This is a genomic window from Pseudoalteromonas sp. SR43-2 (genome assembly GCF_014163885.1).
Taxonomy (GTDB): Bacteria; Pseudomonadota; Gammaproteobacteria; order Enterobacterales; family Alteromonadaceae; genus Pseudoalteromonas; species Pseudoalteromonas distincta.
Genome location: NZ_JACJED010000006.1, coordinates 150,682 through 171,915, shown reverse-complemented (window position 1 = coordinate 171,915; position 21,234 = coordinate 150,682). Strand labels below are relative to the sequence as shown.

Here is a 21,234-nt window from a genome sequence, read left to right as displayed (position 1 = left end):
GTAAATAGAGGATGGAAGGTATTTTAAACCTCTGGAATGCGACAGGCATTGCTAACTTTACAATCCCATCGTTAATAATGATTGCGGTAGGGTGTTTATTACTGTTTTTAGCGATAGCTAAAGGCTTTGAACCACTATTATTACTACCTATTGGTTTTGGTGCAATTTTAACAAATGTACCAGTGGCAGGTTTGTCAGACCCAGGTGGGCTTTTGTACTACGTTTATTATGTGGGTATTGATACGGGGATTTTTCCGCTGTTGATATTTATGGGAGTAGGGGCGCTGACCGACTTTAGCGCACTTATTGCAAACCCACGTATGTTGTTATTAGGTGCGGCTGCACAGTTTGGTATTTTTGCTACATTGTTTGGCGCTATATTACTTAACTATGTGCCAGGTTTTGAATTTACTCTACAGGACGCATCGGCTATAGCCATTATAGGTGGTGCCGATGGGCCAACAGCGATATTTTTAGCATCAAAACTGGCACCTGATTTACTAGGCGCAATAGCAGTAGCTGCGTATTCATATATGGCACTTGTGCCAATTATTCAGCCGCCAATTATGCGTGCACTAACAACCCCAGAGGAGCGTAAAATAAAAATGCCAGAGCTTCGCAAAGTATCTAAAAAGGAAAAGATTATTTTTCCACTTATGGTGCTTAGTTTAACGGCTATGTTTTTACCGGCTGCTATACCGCTGGTAGGTATGTTTTGTTTAGGTAACTTAATGCGAGAGTCGGGTGTTGTTGATAGATTAAGTAACAGTGCTCAAAACGAAATCATCAATGTTACAACTATATTTTTAGGCTTAGCTGTTGGTTCAAAGCTTGCTGCAGATAAGTTTTTAACTGTTGAGACGATTGGTATTTTAGTGCTTGGCGCACTGGCTTTTGCAATTGGTACGGCATCTGGCGTATTTATGGCAAAAGGACTTAACCGAATATCTAAAACGCCTATAAATCCATTAATTGGGGCGGCAGGTGTATCGGCTGTGCCAATGGCGGCACGAGTAGTTAATAAAGTTGGCCTTGAAAGTAACCCACATAACTTTTTACTTATGCATGCAATGGGACCCAACGTAGCGGGTGTACTTGGTAGTGCAGTTGCTGCGGGTATCTTATTAGCACTTGTTGGCTAAAAATGTAATTTAAAATAGATTAACCATTAAGCGCAGTTTACTGCGCTTTTTTTTGTTCTTAATTTCTTCGCCTCTTAATGGTTTCTTGTTTAGTGCTTTTTGTTTACAGTAACAGCTCTTCAACATTTTAAGGATAGTTATCATGCTTCACACACCTTTAGCAAAGCACTTGCCTCATGTTAGTAAACTTGTATTTGGATGTATGGGTCTGGGCGGCGGTTGGAATAAAGACGCAATCACTGATGCACATGTTAAGCAAGCTCATGAATGTATAGATAACGCCATTGAAGGTGGTATTAATTTTTTTGACCATGCTGATATTTATACTTTTGGTAAAGCAGAACAGGTTTTTGGTAAAGCATTAAGTGAGCGACCAGAGCTTAGAGATCACATGTATATTCAATCTAAGTGTGGGATTCGTTTTGAAGATGACTTAGGGCCAAAGCGTTATGATTTTTCATCAAAGTGGATTGAGCAATCAGTTGAAGCATCATTAAAACGATTAAATACAGATTATTTAGACGTACTTATGCTGCATCGCCCTGATCCACTCATGGAAGTTAACGAGATTGCTCGTATATTTAGTTGCTTAAAAGAAAGCGGTAAAGTGCGCAATTTTGCAGTGTCTAATATGCAGCAGCACCAAATGAACTTTTTACAACATGCGCTTGATATGCCAATTGTGGCTAACCAAATTGAGGCTAGTTTACAAAAACATCAGTTTGTTGATGAAGGTGTATATGCCGGTAACAGTGACGGTAAAGATCTTAATTTTACGCCAGGTAGTATTGAGTACTGTCGCCATTTTGAAATCCAAATTCAAAGCTGGGGTAGTTTATGCCAAGGCTTGTACAGCGGTAGTGATTTATCAAACGCATCTCAGGCAGATATCAACACCAGTCTTTTAGTTAATAAGCTGGCTGCACTTTATGAAACCTCTGCTGAGGCAATTGTACTTGCATGGTTGCTTCGCCATCCCGCATCTATTCAGCCAATTATTGGAACAACTAATGCTAAACGGATTAAAGCCTCTTGTGATGCTGTAAACGTAGAGCTAACTCGTGAGCATTGGTATGCACTTTATGTAAGCGCTAAAGGCCACGAATTACCATAAGTAGGGCGTTAATATGAACATATTCGTTATTTTAATTGGTTTGTTTGTTGCGCTGGCGATACTTATACCCTTGCTTGAAAAGTATCAAAGTAAAATAGGGCTCAACGGCGCAACCAAATACAGTAAATATATTTGGCCATTAGTGATGGTGTCTTTAGTTATTCAGCTCATTTATGTACTGATGTACTAATGGTTTATAGCGTATACAAAAAAGCCTTTGCAGGTTAAACCTGCAAAGGCTTTTTTAATGTTTATTGATAAACTTTATTTAAGTGCTAACTGTAGCTCGCGATTGCGCTCAAGCTGGGCAATAAAGTTATCAGCAATAGGTTTAAACTTGGCAAGTTCTGAGCGAGGTAATGGCTCTGACTTAGGGAGTTTTACAGTTTTAGGATTACGGTGAACGCCATTTACTAAAAATTCATAGTGTAAATGTGCACCAGTAACACGACCTGTAGAACCTACAGTACCAATTTGTTGGCCCTGTTTAACTTTTTGGCCCGTTTTAACTAGCTTCTTATTTAGGTGTAAGTACTTAGTTACATATTGCGTGCCATGGCTAATAAATACGTAGTTACCGTTGTACTTGCTGTAACCGGCTTTAATTACTTTACCGTTACCAGATGCAACAACAGGTGTACCAGTGCGTGCAGCAAAGTCGATACCACGGTGGGCTCTAACTTGCCCAGTAACAGGGTGTAAGCGGCGAGGATTAAAGCTCGAACTAATATATTTAAAGCTTACAGGCGCACGTAAAAATGCTTTTTTCATGCTACGCCCTTCAGGCGTATAAAAATTGCCGTCGGTATGGCGAATAGCTGCAAAGCGCTGACCTTGGTTTACAAATTCAGCTGCAATAATCTTACCGGTACCAATAAACTCGCCATCAACATAGTGAGACTCGTAAATTAAGCCAAATACATCGCCTTTACGAATGTCGTTTGCAAAATCAACATCCCAACCAAATATGTCAGCAAAGTTCATTATTTGGCGTTCGCTTAAACCTGCTGCAATTGCTGAAGTCCAAAAGTTATTAGATATTTCGCCGCCAGCGGTTTTGGTTAGCGTTTCAATTTCTTTGCTATCAATAGCTGTATCGTAATTACCTTCTTCGTTTAAGGTAACAAATAAAGTATCTGTTTTTGAAATCACATAGCGCAGTTGAGCTAAGGAGCCATCTTCAGCTGTCGCAAAACTAAGTATTTCACCTGGGTGAATTTTAGTAAGTTTGCGAGTCTCTGCATTAGTGTTAATTAGTTTATGAAGCGTTTGAGCCGAAAAACCAGCACGCTTAAAGATAATTGCTAAATTGTCGCCATTTTTAACTTTATGATCGACAAAGTCGTATTCTGGTAACTTTTCTGCTGCTTGCTCTGAATTTAACTCAGTTAATTTTTCGTTGTTATCAACTTTAACTTGTAACTCATAGCGCTTACCAATTTCTAGTGCATTTGCACTATTGTCTTTGGATGCAGTGGCTTTTTCAGAAGGAAGAAAGGCTAAGCCAACAATAGCAGAAACCAAACCTAGAATAAGCAATTTGTGTTTTTTGGGGAGCGTGTGAACCACGTGAACCATAACGTGCCTTTTTCTGCTGTCAAGATAATAAATACATAATATTGCAGGATATACTTAATAATGTACGAATACTAGTGTTTTGTAGATTTAAACTGACCTTAAACTACGCTAAAATCGGGCTTAGAAAGCCTTTTTTAACGCTCTACCTAGCTAAGACTCAATTGATTTAGTTTAGTTGCATGAATCACTTAAAAAGTTGTTTTAATTAGGTAGAAATTTGTTATGTTAGCTACATCTATTTATTCGGTTTAAACCTTTATTAAACCGTGACTACGCAAGTAACTAGTCGCCCCTTCGTCGGCAGAATTTTGGAGTAATACACAGTGGATTTACAAACCGCTCTAGCAGAGATAAAACGCGGTGCAGAAGAAATATTAATTGAAGACGAACTAGTTGAAAAACTAAAGTCGGGCAAGAAGCTAAAAATAAAAGCAGGCTTTGATCCTACAGCGCCTGATTTACACTTAGGACACACTGTACTAATTAATAAAATGAAAACCTTTCAGGATTTAGGTCATGAGGTTATTTTCTTAATTGGTGACTTTACTGGCATGATTGGTGACCCAACGGGGAAAAACGTAACGCGTAAACCACTTACTCGTGAAGATGTACTAGCCAATGCCGAAACATATAAAGAACAAGTATTCAAAATTCTAGAGCCTGCTAAAACCACTGTTGCATTTAACTCTACTTGGATGGAAAAGTTAGGCGCTGCAGGCATGATTAAACTTGCTGCAAACCAAACCGTAGCACGTATGCTTGAACGTGATGACTTTAAAAAGCGTTATGGAAGCGGCCAACCAATTGCAATTCATGAGTTTTTATATCCACTGGTACAAGGTTGGGATTCGGTTGCACTAGAGTCAGATGTTGAACTAGGTGGTACTGATCAGCGCTTTAACTTGTTAATGGGCCGTGAGCTACAAAAAGTAGAAGGTCAAAAGCCGCAAACAGTATTAATGATGCCATTACTTGAAGGTACTGACGGCGTTCAAAAAATGTCTAAGTCGCTTGGTAACTACATTGGTATTACTGATGCACCTAACGATATGTTTGGTAAAATAATGTCAATTAGTGATGTGCTAATGTGGCGTTACTACGACTTATTAAGTGCGCTTTCTATTGAAGAAATTGCAGCTCAAAAAGAACGTGTTGAGCAAGGTACGAATCCGCGCGATATTAAAATTGAACTAGCTAAAGAGCTAATTGCTCGTTTTCATAGTGAAGCTGATGCACAAGGTGCACATGATGATTTTATTCAGCGTTTTCAGAAAAAAGCGTTACCAGATGAAATCCCAGAGCTAACAATCACTATTACAGAAGATACTATTTTAATTGCTAACTTGCTTAAAGAAGCAAATTTAGTAGTAAGTACATCAGAAGCAATGCGTATGATTAAGCAAGGTGCAGTTAAACTTAACGGTGAAGATAAAATCACTGATACCAAACTTGAAATAGCAAAAGGCACAACTGCTATTTACCAAGTAGGTAAACGTAAGTTTGCAAACATCACTGTAGCTTAAGCACAGTTTAAAAACTAAAAAACCAGCCTCGGCTGGTTTTTTTGTGCTCGTATTTTGAGCCCTTTAAATCAATTTTAATATTTCAATGCTGGCTATCACTAGCAACCAAAATACACGCGCCTGATTTAACCTATTAATTATTACAGGTACATCCTCGGGTGTAGGTAGTCTATCAGTGCCAATACGCATTTTATTAAAGCGAGTACCTAAATAAACTGCAGGCCCGCCCAGCTGCACGCCAAGTGATGCAGAACATGTGCTTAAGAGCCAGCCTGTATTTGTTTGATAAAAATGCCTGCCATAATGCTTTATATAATGCATGCTTTGTTTGCTTGCTCGACTTGCTGCAATAGTTAAAGCGAGTAAGCGCATGGGAATATATTCAATAATAAACAAGAGTGTTTTAAGCGGCTTTAAAAAGTAACTATTTGGGGGGATATCACTACGCCAGGCTTGTTGTATTAAGGTAAGTAACCGATAGGCAAGGGCAGCAATAGGACCAAATGCTAAAAATATAAATATGACTACGAAATAGTATCGAGCGGTGCGCAGTATTAAGCTCTCAATTAATGCTTTGATAATACCAGCTGATGAAAGTCTATTAACTTCACGGGCAAGCAGTGGCTTTAGTAATTCGCGCGCTGTGGATTTTTGATTTTGTTTAGTTAGCTTTGCAATGCGAAGTGCTTTTTTATCAATGCTCTTACTTTCTAAGCATAAGTATAAAATAAGGCCAGCGAGTAATTCAGGATAAAAAGCAAACTCGAGTAGCAACACTACAATAATGAGAATGACACTTAAAATAAGTGAGCTTGCGAGTATAGCTGCCAAATATTGATAGCTTTTAGGTTCTTTGCTTTTGTATATACGTTTGCCAATAGCACTAAAAACAGCATTTAACGCCGTATTAGGATGATACCAGCTAATAAGGGGAATAAAGCGCTCAGCAAGGAGCGCTAGTATAAAGGCAATAAAGTCCAAGTGATTTTGAACAATATTGCTAAGCATTTACAAAGATACTGCTGTTAGTTTTTCTAAAAGTGCAACAACCATTTTAGATGAGTTGATTGATGCTGTTTCTAGGTATTCTTCAAATGATTGTGGTGACTCTTTACCAGCAATATCAGACATTGAGCGAATTACAACAAATGGTGTGTTTAGCGTAAAACACGTTTGTGCAATAGAAGCACCTTCCATTTCAACAGCAAGCATTGTAGGAAAATCACTACGTGCTTTATCAATGCGTATAGGGTCACACATAAATGTGTCACCAGTACAAATTAAGCCAACGAGTGTTTTAACATCACTGATTTGTTCGATTGTTTGCTGTGCTGCTTCAACTAATTTAGGGTGTGCTGCAAAGCCTGCCGGCATTTGTGGTACTTGGCCAATTTCGTAGCCAAAAGCAGTTACGTCTACATCGTGGTGACGTACTTCTGACGAAATTACTACATCGCCAACACTTAGCGATGGATCGAATCCACCGGCTGAGCCTGTGTTAATTATGCAATCAGGTTTGAAGTTATCGATCAGTAAGGTAGTTGCAATAGTTGATGCGACTTTACCAATACCAGATTGAACAAGTGTCACCGTGTTACCAGCCAACTCGCCAGTATAAAAAGTGAAACCTGCTTTAGTTAAAATTTGTGGGTTTTGCATAGCTTCACGTAAAATTTTAACTTCTGGCTCCATTGCGCCAATAATACCAACATTCATAAAGTTTAATTCCTGAGTTTGAATCACTTGATTATACGTGAAGTTAACAATAAAAAACAAAAAAGCGAGCTTGTTTATGAGCTCGCTTTAAATACTTTTTAGGAGAGTATTTAATTCGTTTTTTAAATTTCAGCTAACGCGGTGGTTTGCGCTTTAGCCTGAGAAGGTGAAAGTACCGCTGGCTTATGTGAGCGATTACGAACAGGCCGCTGAGTTTGTGTTGCTGCAGGCTTACCAAGTTTAAACATAATTGCATCGCGTACTTCAGAAGGGCGGTAGCCCGATTTAACTTTCATACGAATATGTGGAATGCCCGCAGACTCTAGTGCACCGTTTACAAACCAGTCGCGTTGAGCTTTGTGGCCATCTTTGTTGGCATTGTTAACTAGGTCAACAGCAGCAATGATTGTTAGTTTTTCTTTGTCGATTAAAACAAAGTCGAGTTGCTTATTTTTAGCTTTAGCTAAAGCAGCACGTTTAGACTTTACTGAAAGGCCTTGCTTACAGTCAATAACGTCGATTAACTTAACACGACTAACAATTTTATATTGATCGCCAACAGCACGCTCTAGAAGATTTAAAAAAGCGCCTTCAACCTGCGTAAAAACAGTTTGCTTGCGAGTAAAAGGATACGGGTTTCCGCCATCGTCATTAAATTTTGACGCAACAACAGAGGCCCCGACAACTAATACTAGGATTAATAATAAAGCGAATTCCATACGGTAACTCCATAACAACAAATTGACACTGCTCAAACAAAGCAATTTACGTGCCTAAAAAGTATGGGTTATAAAATAATTACCGGCTGGTTTACAAGCAATAGCTACACAGCGATTAAGCTTTGTAGCCTCCTTTAACACCTTTCACTGCAATAGCTACAGCATCGTGTGCATGCAGTGATTCATAGTGGTTTATTTGCAGCCAATAATCACTGTAATGGTTTGCCTCTAGCAATGCTTTAATTTTACGCGCTGCATCTTCACAAAACATAAGGTTTTGACCATTCAAACGGGCAAATTCTTGCTCATCTTCACGTTTTACTGCTGCTTGTACTGGTGTTTTAAGCTCAGCTTCAAGAGTGTTAATTAGCGTAACTACGTCAAATTCTTGAATGTTGCTATCAAGCTTTACTTTTACGTTGGCAATAGAGCGCTGCGAGTGGGGAGTCGCTACAATACCTTGTGTAGTGCCTAGCCATTCGTGCACATCTTTTTGGCTCAACGTTTCTTGGTTAAACTTTTCGTTAAACGCGTTTTGTATAAGCTGGCGCGCAAGTGCAGCAGAGCATGGGCACGTTGAAGAATAAGTAACATCTACGGTTAGCTCGTAGCTAATAACGTTATTTTCAATCGTACTGGTCAGTACAACTGGGTAGCTTTTCCAGCCCGCTTTACCACTTAATAGTGACTTACGGCGTAGCGGTAATTCAAATTTAAATTCAATTTGTGCTTTATCGCTCAGCCCTTCGTGGCTAGTTATAAAGGTATCGAGTGCTTGCGCTATTGTTTGCGGATTGACTTGCTGCTCAGTTGAAAGCAGATCAAGTGCCAAAAATAGACGTGACATATGAATGCCTTTGGCATCTTCTTTATGTAAATTTACAAATGCACGAGCTTTGGCGTTTACTGTAACTGGAGATAAGTCTCGGGATTCAAAAATAAATGGCAGTTCTATTTCGCCCATGCCAACCCAGTCTAATTTACCTGTTTGTAAAGCGGGTGCAGTGTCTGCTATATCTGGCATATTGGTTTGCATGTGCGCTACTCGTATTTTGGGGATAATAAAGCGGGGCATTTTACACTAAATAATTTATTGCTGAAATGATGAGTTTAATAGATGAGCTAAATCAAACATGAAAAATTCTGTTTTTATCGCACAACGTGAGTAGTGGTAGGAGAAAAATGCTAAAATCTGGGAAAATGGTATGTTTATACATACGCATTGCCTTCTTTATATTAAGTACACAGCTAAGAGATAAAATTACGTATGACCGATTATTCTTTGAGCCCTTGGGCTCGGGTACTTTCCAGCTCAATAACGCGATTTGGTGAATTTAAAACCGCTGCTATTTGTTACACTTTATTTTTAACTGTATCTCTTATTTTATCGAGCATGTTTTATTATGTGGCGATAGGCGAATTACACCTGGTTGATATTTTAGCCGTGGTATTTTTTACGGCTGTAGTTTCTCCTTTAATTATAAGTGTGTTGCTTAATTCAATTCGACAACTAGATGCCTCATATGCTTATTTAGATAGCGCCACCAAGCAAGAAAAGCTTTTAAATCAAACCTTAAAAGATAACATTAATCGTCTAAATATCGAAATTGATGAGCGTAAAATGGCATTTCATGCCAAGCACCGCGCTATTGAAGAACTACGACGAGAAATTGCTGAGCGTAAAAAAACACAACAAGAACTTGCTCAACAAAGCATGCTGCAGCGCTCAATAGTAGATTCATCTCCTGATTTGTTTTATTACCGCGATAATAATGGCGTGTTTGCTGGTTGTAATAAAATGTTTGAAGAAGTAATGGGCAAATCAAGTAGCGAACTAATTGGCAAAACGGTTGAGCAAATATTTCCTAGTCACTTTTTATCTGAAGTTTTGAAAACCGATAAAGAAGTAGAGCAAAGCCATAAAGCGCTGACTATTGATGTGGGTTATGAGGTGAATGGTGAAATGCGTTGGTTCGAGCTGCGTAAATTGCCTTTTATAAATGATGACGGTGACTACATTGGTTTACTGGGCTTTGGTCGTGATATCACAAGTCGTAAGGAGGCCGCTCAAGCGCTCGAAACGGCCTATAAAGACAAAGGTAAGTTTATTGCTACATTAAGCCATGAACTTCGAACACCGCTTAATGGTATTGTTGGTTTAACACGAATGCTGCTTGATACTGACTTAAACAAACAGCAGCGTAGTTGGGGTAATACTATATTTTCGAGTGCTGAAACGCTCGGTAATATTTTTAACGATATTATTGATTTAGACAAAATAGATAGAGATCAGCTCGATATAGTGACCAACTCTATTAACGTGTCAGACTTTATAAATGACGTTGTTAACTTTGCGGGCTTAATCGCGGAGCAAAAAGAGCTAGAGTTTGATATTAAGCGCAATGGGATGCTGGATATTTACGCACAGCTCGACCCAACTCGCTTACGCCAAGTTGTTTGGAACTTAATTAATAACGCCGTTAAGTTTACACAGCAAGGAAAGGTAACTCTTGAATGTAGCCGAGAGAATAGAGTTGAAGGCCCGTGGTTAGTTATTAAAGTATCGGATACCGGCCAAGGTATTCCGCCAGAGCAGCTTGCTCATATATTTGATATGTATTACAAGGCGCCAGACTTAAACGGGACTAACGCTATAGGCTCAGGTATTGGTTTAGCTGTAACTAAGGCGCTTGTAAGTGCAATGAAAGGAATAATTACAGTAAATAGTACTGAGGGCGAAGGGAGCTGCTTTACAGTGCAGATACCGCTTAGTTTATGTGTAGCACCAACAGAGCAAAGTTATGTTGGTCGTGGTTTGTATATTTTACTAGTAGAAGATGTACCTCTTAACGCCGAAATTGCTACAAACTTATTAGAGCAACGCGGGCATGAGGTATTGTGGGCTGAAACCGGTGAAGATGCACTCTCGTTTGTCGAAACCGAAGATGACTTAGATTTAGTATTACTTGATATGCAATTGCCTGATATAAATGGTGACGTAGTTGCCAAACAAATACGCTCAGACAGTCACTTTGATAAATTACCCATTGTAGCTCTGACCGCCAATGTTCGTAGTGCTGAAGAAGAGCTTGAAGGTATATCAATACAAGGAGCGCTTGCCAAACCAATTAACACAGTGAAGCTTGATAAAATGCTGGCCGATTTATTTGGAATTAAGCAAAGTGAATGCACAGAGCCACTGTTAAAAGTAAGTGAAGAAGCCCTTAAAGGCATTGATGCACACTTATTAGATATAGAAACAATAGAAGACTTTGTCAATTCAATGGGCTTAGTTGTGTTTAGACGCAGTAGTCAGCTATTCGAAAAGCTAAGTCCACAATATCAGCAAGAGTTACTTACTTCATTAAATACTGGTGATAGAGAAGAGTATGAATCAGTAGCGCATAAACTCAAAGGTGCGGCTGGCTCAGTAGGTCTTAATGATGTGCAGCTTCATGCCAAAATAATGGAACATGGTGCGATTGATGAATCTGATGAGGTGTTAAAGCAGTGGTTAGATATTCTGGCAGATAAAATAAATGAAGGACAAAAAGCCCTTCATTTATTTTTACAGCAATTAGAGTGAAACTAATTAGCTCTAATTAAGCGTCAATTTTACCAATGAAACGGTAACCTTCACCATGGATGGTGCTGATTAACTCAGACGTTGAGTTATCACTTTCAAAATGCTTACGAATGCGACGAATAGTAACGTCAACAGTACGGTCATTTGCGCGAAGCTCACGGCCTGTCATATGCTTAATTAATTGCTCACGGCTGAAAATGCGACCTGGAGAATCAAGCATTAAACGAAGTGCTCTGTACTCACCTTTAGGTAAACGCTTAGCGTCGCCATTTGGAGAAGTAAGACAACGGCTGTTTTCATCAAGTTCCCAACCATTAAACGTAATAACACCATTTGTTTCTAGTGCTGACTCTTCACCACCTAAGGCAGTACGAGTAATAAGGTTGCGAGCTCTGATAGTTAATTCACGCGGGTTGAACGGTTTAGTAACGTAGTCATCTGCGCCAATTTCAAGACCTAAAATACGGTCAACATCGTTATCACGACCAGTTAGGAATATAAGACCTACTTTACGCTTTTGGCGTAATTCACGGGCTAAAATAAGACCGTTTTTACCAGGAAGGTTGATATCCATAACTACAAGATTAACGTCATCGTTATTTGTAAGCTTGTCATGCATATCATCGCCATCAATGGCTTCAATAACTTTGTACCCTTCAGCTTCAAATAAACTAACTAGGTTCAGTCGAGTTACGTCTTCATCTTCTACGATTAGAATGACTGGCGTTTGCATTATTAATTAACCTTTTGGAATATATTATTTATAAAAAATCGGTGACTAATTTATAACCGATTACTAGAGATTACTAGAGATTATAGGATTATACCCATTTGTTAACAAGGAAAAAACAAATTGGATAAAAATAAAACAGTAGGGTGTCCAAAGTCTGCTAAAAAGGACAGTGCAAAAACTACTGTTTAATTGATATATACATGGATGTAGCTATTTGAATCATAAAGTCGAAGCCATTTTCCTTTGATAATTGACATATCATTCAATCAAACAAGGTACTTAAAATAATCAGACTAATTCAAAGCAAAACTATATCACTTTTTAACCTTTCATCAATGTATGTGATACAGCAAAGATAAAAAAGTTCATAAATCGCTTGGTAATATTTATTTAAAGCAATTAAATAATGTTACGCACTTATCACATGCCTCATTAATGAGGTCATTAAATGCTAATTCAAGGATAAATTTTAAATATATGCACTTTTTAATGGTCTTTATTTAAGGAATAGTAATTATAAAGCGAGCACCGCGTTTTTCTTCAAGATCAAACATCACTCTTCCGCCAAGTGCTTGTGTTACTAGGTTATAAACTAAGTGCATGCCTAAGCCACTTGCGCCTTGCCCGCGCTTTGAAGTTACAAATGGGTCAAAAATTCTATTTTTAATATTTTTGTCAACGCCCTGACCATTGTCAGAATAAACGATTGTTAATTTTTTCCCGACGAGTTCTACGTCAAAGCGAATTTCATTGTTTTCTTTACCTATAAATCCATGAATTACAGAGTTCATAAGTAACTGCTGAAAAACTTGTTGTAGAGGTTCAGATTTACTATGAATAGCCAAGTCGGTCGGACAGTTGATAGTGACAACAGGCTTTTTGGGCAATAATTCAGATTGAATAGATGTTAAAACATCACTTATTAATTTGTGCACATTAATATAGGTATTTACACCGTCATCTTGAATAACCGCTACTTTTTTAAAGTTAGATATAAGGTCAGCTGCACGATTTAAGTTGCGGTAAATTAAATCTAAGTTTTCAATACCTTCATCTATAAAGCGTTTTAGATGGCTTGAGGTCAGTTTTTTGTCATCAAAGCTTTGCTGTATGTCTGCTAGTTTATCTCTAAGTAACGTAGAACCTGTAATACCTAGCCCTATTGGTGTGTTAACTTCATGGGCAACACCTGCAACCATTTGCCCTAAAGATGCCATTTTTTCGTTTTCAACAATTTGTGTTTGGTATTGATGCATCCGCTCAAGAGTTGATAAAAGCTCTTGATTTGCCTCTCTAAGGGCGATTGTTCGTTGGTTTACTTTTTCTTCAAGGCTTAGGTTTAGTTGTTTGATTTCTTGCTTATCTTTTTCGTGGCGTTCAAGTTGTTTTTTTGTACGCGTAAGCATGATATTTAAACTATTTGAAAGAGCACTTATTTCTTTTACATCAGTTACTGGTGCGCGTGCATCGTAGTTATGATTTTTAGACACATTCTGCAATAACATGCTTAATTGCTCTATTGGCTTAGCTATACGTCGTTGAACTTTAATAGCAATAAAGTAAACAACCGCCAGAATTAATAATGTTAATAACACGTCTATTAATATTTTTCTCTCAATATAAACCTCTAAACTCTCGAGGCTTCCTCGCATATACACATAACCTACTACTTGTTCGTTATCGTAAATAGGGCGGGTTAGCTCAATATGGTCACTGGTAATTCGTGGTGTTTTTAGCTCTTCTACACTGTCTATTCTCAGTGGCACAGGAGGTGTTTTTTTAGCATTAAAGCTAATAAAGAAAACAGGCTTTTGGGATGCTTTTTCTATTGAGTAAATATGTATGTTTTTTACAAGAGGGATCTTTTCAAATGACTTAAGGCGTTTTTCTTCTGTTTTACGATCATCTTCAATTACCGATTGCCCAGCATCAAAAGCTACAATTTCAGAAAGAATAACAAGCTTATTAACTATTAATTGCTTTTGTTCTTTCACGCTTAAATACGTAGAGATAGAAATAGATAACGATAAGCAAATAGCTGTAATAAGCATGATCAAATTAATGAGTGCTTTTCGAATGCTACTTTGATGAACTTTTTTAGGCATTATTTCATTATCGCCTGAGTTAAATTTAATTATTTAGAGTATTAGTTTAGCAAAGACGTGGAAAAATGAAGGAAAAAAAACTAAATTAATTCTTATATTTATTCGAAAGTTAGCTTGAGCACGTTTGTGCTCAATCATTTTACTAATTTAAATTAGCTGCTATATACAGCAAATTTATTGTTCTTAAATACAGTTTGATAGCTTTCAAACTGAGTTTCTAAAATAGGCGGGTACTTTAAAAAGCTGTTAGCAACAATATTTAGCTTCCCTAATTTAGTTAAATGCTGTTTTGCATTAGCTAAAAATGTTTCTGCTACTGTGTAGTCGGTTGCAATACCAGTATGAAAAGGTGGATTGCTAATAATTAAATCAAACTTGCCATTAATGCTTTTAAGGCCGTCACTTAATATAGCCTCACCATTGATGTTGTTAAGCTTTAGGGTTTGCTGTGTTGCATAAGTTGCCAGCGCACTTACATCACTACACACAAACTCAAGTGCTGGATTATGAAGCCCTAAAAAAGTTGCTATTAAACCTGCGCCACAACCAAAGTCGAGAACTTTGCCTTGCTTAATTGTCGGTGCGTTTTCCAGTAGAACTTTCGTTCCTATATCTAAACTACCGTGATTAAACACCCCAGGAACACTAATAGCTGTAAATTCAGTGTCGGCAACATTAACAACAAACTTTTTATGGTAAGTCGTAATATCAAAGTGAGGGTGCTTAGAAATTTCAGCAAATGAGTAAAGAACGCAGTGCTTAGCTGAATCAATCTTGTTACTAAACTCAGCCTTACCAGCTAATTGCTTTTCAATTGACTTAACACCACTTTTGTTTTCACCTACTACTAATAGTTCGGCATCATCAGTAATAGCAGATCGAATATTATCAAGTGCCATTAATAACTCTGGTTTTGATTTAGGGTAGTAAAGAATAACTAAATCGTAGTCGTTACCAGGTATTGTGTGGCTTACATGAACATCAACATCTTTGGTGTTTTTAGCAAACTCTCCGTTAGCATGGTTGTAGCTAAACGCAGTTACTTTGCTTTGCGGATTAAGTTTTTTAAGCTCTGTTAAAAAGCCATCTTGAACAAAGTTGACCACCAATATAGATTTGCCCGTTAGTGCCTCGCTATTACGAAGTAACAGTAAACTTGGGTTGGTTAGTACGCTCATAAATGGCTTTGCCTTACAGTATATTTAGTTTTAAAAAAGTAAAAGTGAGTAATTAAATTTAATTATTCTGTGCGCTCAAACATTAAATCCCACACGCCATGACCTAGGCGATGTCCGCGCTGCTCAAACTTAGTAAGCGGGCGTAAATCTGGACGAGGAACATAATCATTTGTTTCTGATTGGTTTTTAAAACCAGGAGCTACGTTCATTACTTCGAGCATGTGCTCTGCGTAGTTTTCCCAGTCTGTTGCCATATGAAAAACGCCACCCATTTTAAGTTGGGCTCTTAGCTTTTCAACAAACTCAGTTTGTACAATACGGCGTTTGTGGTGACGCTTTTTATGCCAAGGGTCAGGGAAAAATAGTTGTAGTGTTGTTAAGCTTTCATTAGGTATGCAATCTGCAAGTACTTCAACTGCATCGTGTTCAAAAATACGTAAGTTGGTAATGCCTGCTTCATCGGCATCCATTAAACAAGCACCAACGCCAGGGCGATGTACTTCAATACCGATAAAGTTTAGGTGAGGGGCATTTGTTGCCATTTCGACAAGCGACTTACCCATACCAAAACCAATTTCTACTACTACATCGTTGTTGTTGCCAAAAACTTCGCTTAAATCAAGCATACCGTTTTTATGCTCTAGGCCCATTGTTGGCCAGCATTTTTCGATTGCAGCGGCTTGGCCTTTGGTTAATCGACCTTCGCGTTTTACAAAACTGCGAATGGTGCGGATGTATTTACCTTCTTGCTTAGCTTGCTCAAGGTTAGTGTTGCTTGATTCACTCATATTATTGGCCTGACAAAAACAATGTGTTTAAAAATGGTTGCATATTATCCCTGACCGAGGCCGCAATCACAAGTATTAGCTGGTTTTACACCCCGTATAGCTTGATCTTTTTGTTAACTGCAATAGACTGAGCCGCCATTGGGCATCAGTAAAAGTTAAAAATGTTGGATTTAAATAAAGAACAGTCACACTGGTTTTCTAATCAAGTTGTTGATTGGTATCACCTTCATGGGCGTAAAACACTCCCGTGGCAGCTAGGTAAAACACCTTATAAAGTGTGGGTGTCTGAAGTGATGCTACAGCAAACCCAAGTTATTACTGTTATTCCATACTTTGAAAAGTTTATGCAAAGCTTTCCAGATATTATCGCTTTAGCTGATGCAGATGAAGACTTAGTTTTGCATCACTGGACTGGCTTAGGGTATTACGCTCGTGCGCGTAACTTACACAAAACAGCTAAAATAGTGCGTGACAAATACCAAGGTGAGTTTCCGAAAACACTCGATGAAGTAATGGATTTACCTGGAATAGGGCGCTCTACTGCAGGGGCTGTTTTATCATTGTCGCTTGGGCAGCATCACCCTATTTTAGATGGGAACGTGAAGCGAGTTTTAGCGCGCTATTTTATGATTGAGGGCTGGTACGGCGTTAAAAAAGTCGAAAACCAGCTTTGGCATTTATCAGAGCAGTTAACGCCTAAAGATAATGTTACTGAGTTTAATCAAGCTATGATGGATTTAGGGTCGAGCGTTTGCTCACGCAGCCGGTTTGATTGCGAGGCTTGCCCATTAAACTCAGGCTGTGGTGCTTTTAATGCAGGTAAAGTAAAAGAGTTTCCACATTCAAAACCAAAAAAAACAGTTCCTAAAAAGAGTTGTCATCAGTTAATTATTCAGTGTGGTGATAAAGTGCTTATGGAAAAACGTCCTAACAGCGGTATTTGGGGCGGATTGTTTGGCTTTTTTGAATTTAATGAGTACGAAGAGCTTCAAATATTTTTAGCTCAGCAAGGCCTAGAGGCTAGTTTAGTAGAGCTTGAAGCGTTTATTCATGTGTTTTCACATTTTGAATTGAGGATTAACCCGCATGTGCTTAATGTTAAGAAAACTCCTGATGTGGTAAACGATAAGCAATTAATCTGGTATCCGCTTGATCAATCAATAGAGGTTGGTCTAGCAGCGCCAACTAAAAAGTTGGTTAAACAAATTACAGCAATAGTATAGAATAGCCCCATATTTAGCGTTAGAGAGAATCAATCATGGCACGTACAGTATTTTGTCAAAAGTTACAAAAAGAAGCCGAAGGGCTTGGCTTTCAGTTATACCCTGGTGAAATTGGTGAAAAGATTTTTAATAACATCTCTAAAGAAGCGTGGGCTCAGTGGCAACATAAACAAACAATGCTTATTAACGAAAAGCATTTAAATATGATGGACCCAGAACACCGCACATTTTTAGAAGAGCAAATGGTTGGCTTTTTGTTTGAAAATAAAGATGTAGAAATTGAAGGTTATCGACCGCCTGAAAAGTAATGTTTTAAACATAAAAAAGGGCTATTTAGCCCTTTTTTATGTTTATTTATTCATTTAACTCATTTTCTTGCTCAGATATTTTAATTTGTTCCTTTAAAAATTGAGCAGCTTTAGAGTATTCAATTTCCAGCTTATCTCTTAACTCTATTAATTCATCGGTTGTGAGTTCACCTTCTTTACATTTATCTTCAAATGCACTTGAAAGTTCTGCCACCGTTTGGGCACCAATTGTCTTGGAGATCGATTTTAATTGATGACACCCTTCAATAATCTCATTTAAGTCGTTAACCATAACGCCGGAATTAATACTCTTAATTAAGCCTTGGCTTTGTTCTAAATACATTTTGAAGAAACGGATTTGCTTAGCGTTATCACCGTTTACATATTTAGCAACAGCTTCCATATCAATAGGTAGTGCCATAGTTTGATGGATAACTACATTTGGGTTTTGGCTTTGTTTATCGCTCCAACGTTTTAGAGTTTCTTCTAACGCGTTCAGCTCTATAGGTTTGGTAATGAAGTCGTTAATACCTACCGCTAAACAGCGCTCTTTTTCGCCTTTAAGTGCGTTTGCTGTTACTGCAATAATGTAAGGCTGTGCATCAATCGATTCTAATAGCTCTGCTTCATTACGGATTTTTTCGACCATATCGTAACCCGACATTTTAGGCATGTGTAAGTCGGTTAAAATAAGTGAGTAATCACCTTTTCTCCACATATCTAGGCCTTCCTCACCGTTGTTCGCTATTTCAACGCCAAAGCCCAGTATATGTAGTTGATCGGTGAGGACTTGTTGGTTTAGAAGGTTATCTTCAACAAGCAAAACCAATTTGTTTGAATTACGTGCCTGCTCAACATTTAAATAGTTATTAAGTGTTTTGGTTTTTTTAATTTGCTTAGGTGTATGTAACCCTGCAGCCACCAATATAGAAAGCATAAAGTTAGATTTACATAGAGGAGAAGCATTAATATAAAAAATGTTTTTATGATTTATAGCTGCTTCATCAAGCTTACTTAGTACAACAACTTGTTGGTTATAGTCCTCTAATGAATAAAATAAACGTCTTAGCAGCGCATTAGTTTTATCCATATTGTCTATGCCATCAGCCACCCAAATAATATCTTGTGAATGCTGGTGCTCTTCAATTTCTTCTTCTGTGTGTGCATAAATTATTTTAGCGCCCATGAACGATAAATAACGGTACATTGTTTTTTCACGTTCTAGGTGATTACTAACTACAACAATTTGCTTACCATTTAATGCACCTTTATGTGCGTACTTAATTTTACCCGATGTGCTAAACGGCAGCTCTACTGTAAATTCACTGCCAATCCCGGTATGACTAGTTACATGAATAGTACCTAGCATAAGCTCAGTTAAGCTTTTACAAATAGAAAGACCTAAACCGGTGCCACCATATTCTCGGGTAATTGAGTTTTCGGCTTGAATAAAAGGATTAAATATTTCGCGAAGTTGCGCCTGCGACATGCCTTTACCGTTATCAGTTACGCAAAAGCGTAAGGTAAAGTGATCAGTCGTATTATGAACCACCTCTACTGATATTTTTACATGGCCTTGGGTTTTTTCATCAGTGCTAGTGAATTTAATTGCGTTGCTACATAGGTTATAAAGCACCTGACGTACACGCACACTATCACCGGTAAGGTTGATTGGAATATCTGGTGCTATTGCTAGCTCTAAATCAAGCTCACGTTTTTTAGCAACTGATGAGAGCACTCGAGCAACTTCTTCAATGGTATCGGTTACCGAAAATGGGATCGGGTCAATATTTAGCTTTCCAGCCTCAATTTTAGAAAAATCTAAGATATCATCCAAAATGCTCAATAACGAAAATGCTGATTCACGAATAATTGTACTTAAACGATGTTGAGCGCCATCAAGCTCGGTCTGGCGCAGTAAATCAATAGTACCTATAACACCATTCATCGGTGTTCTTATTTCGTGGCTCATTGTGGCTAAAAAGGTTGTTTTGGTATCGCTTGCTCGCTCTGCTTTTAATGTGGCTTGCTCAAGCGCTATAGTACGATTTTGCACTTCGGCTTCTAGGCCATTTTGTAATTTATAAAGCTCTTTTTGTGCGGCGTCATTCTCACTCATCGCAGTCTGTACTTTTTGTAGCAGTAAGTTAATGTTTTTTGCCACTACACCTAAACCAATATCAAGCTGCTCATCAACACTACTATTGTAATTAGCATTTTCGGTGATTGTCTGCAGCTCTTGTGTAAGAGTGTCAGTACTTTTTCGTAAGCGACTATTAATGTACATATTAAACATTAAAGTAAATATAAATAATGCAGCTACGCTTGCTATCGCAATAATGTAGGCAATAACTTGAGATTTTTGAGCGCTTAAAGGAGCGGTTGGTAGGTTTTGCTTAATAATAAGCTCGCCAATAGGTTGATCGTTTAACAGCAGTAAGTGGTGTAGGATGCCTTCTTCTACTAGATGCTTTTCAGTTTTAATTGAAGCGATAGCAGGTTTACTGCTGCTATATACCAACTGAGTATCTGATGTAGCATTGAAGCGATATAGAGTATATTCAAAGTCATCATCTAATAACGACGTTAAATCAAGTAACTGCCTTACTTTACCTTGACCATACATAGTTAATGCATCAACCATAGGTAAGTCTAATCTATCGGCAAGCGATACAATATTAACAGATGATGCAGGTTGGGCTGTCTTAACTTCAGTTTGTGAATAAAATGAGTGGGCAATAATAGCAAGCGCTGTTACTGCAATATTTATGATTAAAAAAAGAGGTAATAAGCCTTTGACTGGCGATGAAAATTTACTCTGCATTGATTGTTTCCAATTGATGTGATTTTACTACGATAAGTCCCTATCGTACGTATCTAAGTTAATCGTAACATTTACAAAAAATAATTCACTACGGTTTTAGTCTGATTTATTTATATTTATAGTTCGATTTGTGGTAAAAATGAACGTTATTAATAAAAAATACACTGAGTTGTCTGAAAACCGTTCAAAAAGTTATAAAGAATAAAAAAAAAGTTGACTTGTAAGGGCAAAACTCGTTTAATACGCCGCACGCCCAGATAGCTCAGTCGGTAGAGATGAGTGGGGATTGCATTAAAAATACTTTAAGATTTTTAATTAGCACTGTTTAAGTGCCTCGATAGCTCAGTTGGTAGAGCAGAGGATTGAAAATCCTCGTGTCCCTGGTTCGATTCCGGGTCGAGGCACCATTTATTAAAGTAGTGGTGTTTAATCAACAGTTTAAACATTATTACGCGTGCCTTAGCACACAGTTTTGTGTGCCGACTTAGCTCAGCTGGTAGAGCAACTGACTTGTAATCAGTAGGTCAACCGTTCGACTCGGTTAGTCGGCACCATTTATATAAAGTTAATTGTAAAGTATCACAATTAATTAGCACAGTTTATGTGCCTCGATAGCTCAGTCGGTAGAGCAGAGGATTGAAAATCCTCGTGTCCGTGGTTCGATTCCGCGTCGAGGCACCATTTACTTTAAGTTCTC

General features: G+C 38.0%; 17 protein-coding genes and 3 tRNA genes. 10 read left to right on the top strand and 10 right to left on the bottom strand.

Features of this window, described 5'->3' with window-relative positions; all coding sequences use genetic code 11:
* The first annotated feature begins 11 nt into the window (after window positions 1-11).
* The 3 genes from H5120_RS07435 to H5120_RS07425 all read left to right on the top strand — a co-directional run bounded on the left by H5120_RS07435 (window position 12) and on the right by H5120_RS07425 (window position 2,446).
* Complete coding sequence (locus tag H5120_RS07435) at window positions 12-1,142, top strand: sodium ion-translocating decarboxylase subunit beta (RefSeq protein ID WP_002961942.1); 1,131 nt, start codon at window positions 12-14, stop codon at window positions 1,140-1,142.
* A 142-nt stretch (window positions 1,143-1,284) separates the two neighbouring features.
* Complete coding sequence (locus tag H5120_RS07430; protein WP_182674000.1) at window positions 1,285-2,256, top strand: aldo/keto reductase family oxidoreductase; 972 nt, start codon at window positions 1,285-1,287, stop codon at window positions 2,254-2,256.
* 13 nt (window positions 2,257-2,269) lie between these two features.
* Entirely contained in the window at window positions 2,270-2,446 is a 177-nt protein-coding gene (locus tag H5120_RS07425; protein WP_007583822.1) for a hypothetical protein, read from the top strand.
* A 74-nt stretch (window positions 2,447-2,520) separates the two neighbouring features.
* On the opposite strand, the gene H5120_RS07420 is transcribed toward H5120_RS07425, so the two are convergent.
* Complete coding sequence (locus H5120_RS07420) at window positions 2,521-3,834, bottom strand: peptidoglycan DD-metalloendopeptidase family protein (RefSeq protein ID WP_024597684.1); 1,314 nt, start codon at window positions 3,832-3,834, stop codon at window positions 2,521-2,523.
* 323 nt (window positions 3,835-4,157) lie between these two features.
* Between H5120_RS07420 and tyrS the strand changes: the two genes are divergently transcribed.
* Entirely contained in the window at window positions 4,158-5,357 is a 1,200-nt protein-coding gene (gene tyrS, locus H5120_RS07415) for a tyrosine--tRNA ligase (protein WP_182673999.1), read from the top strand.
* A gap of 63 nt (window positions 5,358-5,420) precedes the next feature.
* On the opposite strand, the gene H5120_RS07410 is transcribed toward tyrS, so the two are convergent.
* The 4 genes from H5120_RS07410 to folE2 all read right to left on the bottom strand — a co-directional run bounded on the left by H5120_RS07410 (window position 5,421) and on the right by folE2 (window position 8,828).
* Window positions 5,421-6,365 carry a regulatory signaling modulator protein AmpE gene (locus tag H5120_RS07410; protein ID WP_182673998.1) on the bottom strand — a complete coding sequence of 315 codons (945 nt, stop codon included), beginning with the start codon at window positions 6,363-6,365 and terminating at the stop codon, window positions 5,421-5,423.
* Entirely contained in the window at window positions 6,366-7,073 is a 708-nt protein-coding gene (gene mtnN / locus H5120_RS07405) for a 5'-methylthioadenosine/S-adenosylhomocysteine nucleosidase (RefSeq protein WP_024597687.1), read from the bottom strand.
* A 122-nt stretch (window positions 7,074-7,195) separates the two neighbouring features.
* Window positions 7,196-7,792: a DUF2726 domain-containing protein gene (locus tag H5120_RS07400; protein ID WP_002962552.1), complete on the bottom strand. Its 597-nt coding sequence runs from the start codon at window positions 7,790-7,792 to the stop codon at window positions 7,196-7,198.
* Between the two features lie 115 nt (window positions 7,793-7,907).
* A complete protein-coding gene (folE2, locus tag H5120_RS07395) occupies window positions 7,908-8,828 on the bottom strand; it encodes a GTP cyclohydrolase FolE2 (protein WP_182673997.1) in 921 nt (306 codons plus the stop codon).
* A 231-nt stretch (window positions 8,829-9,059) separates the two neighbouring features.
* On the opposite strand from folE2, the gene arcB reads away from it, so the two are divergent.
* Window positions 9,060-11,378: an aerobic respiration two-component sensor histidine kinase ArcB gene (gene arcB, locus H5120_RS07390; protein ID WP_182671520.1), complete on the top strand. Its 2,319-nt coding sequence runs from the start codon at window positions 9,060-9,062 to the stop codon at window positions 11,376-11,378.
* A gap of 16 nt (window positions 11,379-11,394) precedes the next feature.
* Here arcB and arcA read toward each other — a convergent pair whose 3' ends face one another.
* The 4 genes from arcA to trmB all read right to left on the bottom strand — a co-directional run bounded on the left by arcA (window position 11,395) and on the right by trmB (window position 16,182).
* Entirely contained in the window at window positions 11,395-12,111 is a 717-nt protein-coding gene (gene arcA / locus H5120_RS07385; RefSeq protein ID WP_002962549.1) for a two-component system response regulator ArcA, read from the bottom strand.
* Between the two features lie 500 nt (window positions 12,112-12,611).
* Window positions 12,612-14,216, bottom strand: a complete 1,605-nt coding sequence (locus tag H5120_RS07380) for a sensor histidine kinase (RefSeq protein WP_182673996.1) — start codon at window positions 14,214-14,216, stop codon at window positions 12,612-12,614.
* Window positions 14,217-14,368: 152 nt separating this feature from the next.
* Window positions 14,369-15,394, bottom strand: a complete 1,026-nt coding sequence (gene rsmC, locus H5120_RS07375) for a 16S rRNA (guanine(1207)-N(2))-methyltransferase RsmC (RefSeq protein ID WP_182673995.1) — start codon at window positions 15,392-15,394, stop codon at window positions 14,369-14,371.
* Between the two features lie 62 nt (window positions 15,395-15,456).
* The gene (gene trmB / locus H5120_RS07370; protein ID WP_007582957.1) at window positions 15,457-16,182 is read right to left on the bottom strand and encodes a tRNA (guanosine(46)-N7)-methyltransferase TrmB; all 726 of its coding nucleotides are present in this window, start codon (window positions 16,180-16,182) and stop codon (window positions 15,457-15,459) included.
* Window positions 16,183-16,343: 161 nt separating this feature from the next.
* Between trmB and mutY the strand changes: the two genes are divergently transcribed.
* Window positions 16,344-17,405 carry an A/G-specific adenine glycosylase gene (mutY, locus tag H5120_RS07365; protein WP_182673994.1) on the top strand — a complete coding sequence of 354 codons (1,062 nt, stop codon included), beginning with the start codon at window positions 16,344-16,346 and terminating at the stop codon, window positions 17,403-17,405.
* A 35-nt stretch (window positions 17,406-17,440) separates the two neighbouring features.
* Window positions 17,441-17,713: an oxidative damage protection protein gene (locus H5120_RS07360; protein ID WP_002962543.1), complete on the top strand. Its 273-nt coding sequence runs from the start codon at window positions 17,441-17,443 to the stop codon at window positions 17,711-17,713.
* Window positions 17,714-17,759: 46 nt separating this feature from the next.
* Here the strand turns inward: H5120_RS07360 and H5120_RS07355 are convergent, their stop codons facing one another.
* Window positions 17,760-20,537, bottom strand: a complete 2,778-nt coding sequence (locus H5120_RS07355) for a hybrid sensor histidine kinase/response regulator (protein WP_182673993.1) — start codon at window positions 20,535-20,537, stop codon at window positions 17,760-17,762.
* Between the two features lie 331 nt (window positions 20,538-20,868).
* Here H5120_RS07355 and H5120_RS07350 point away from each other — a divergent pair.
* The 3 genes from H5120_RS07350 to H5120_RS07340 all read left to right on the top strand — a co-directional run bounded on the left by H5120_RS07350 (window position 20,869) and on the right by H5120_RS07340 (window position 21,218).
* Window positions 20,869-20,944, top strand: a tRNA-Phe gene (locus H5120_RS07350).
* Between the two features lie 71 nt (window positions 20,945-21,015).
* Window positions 21,016-21,091 (top strand) — tRNA-Thr (locus H5120_RS07345).
* Between the two features lie 51 nt (window positions 21,092-21,142).
* A tRNA-Phe gene (locus H5120_RS07340) sits at window positions 21,143-21,218 on the top strand.
* The last annotated feature ends 16 nt before the right edge of the window (window positions 21,219-21,234 follow it).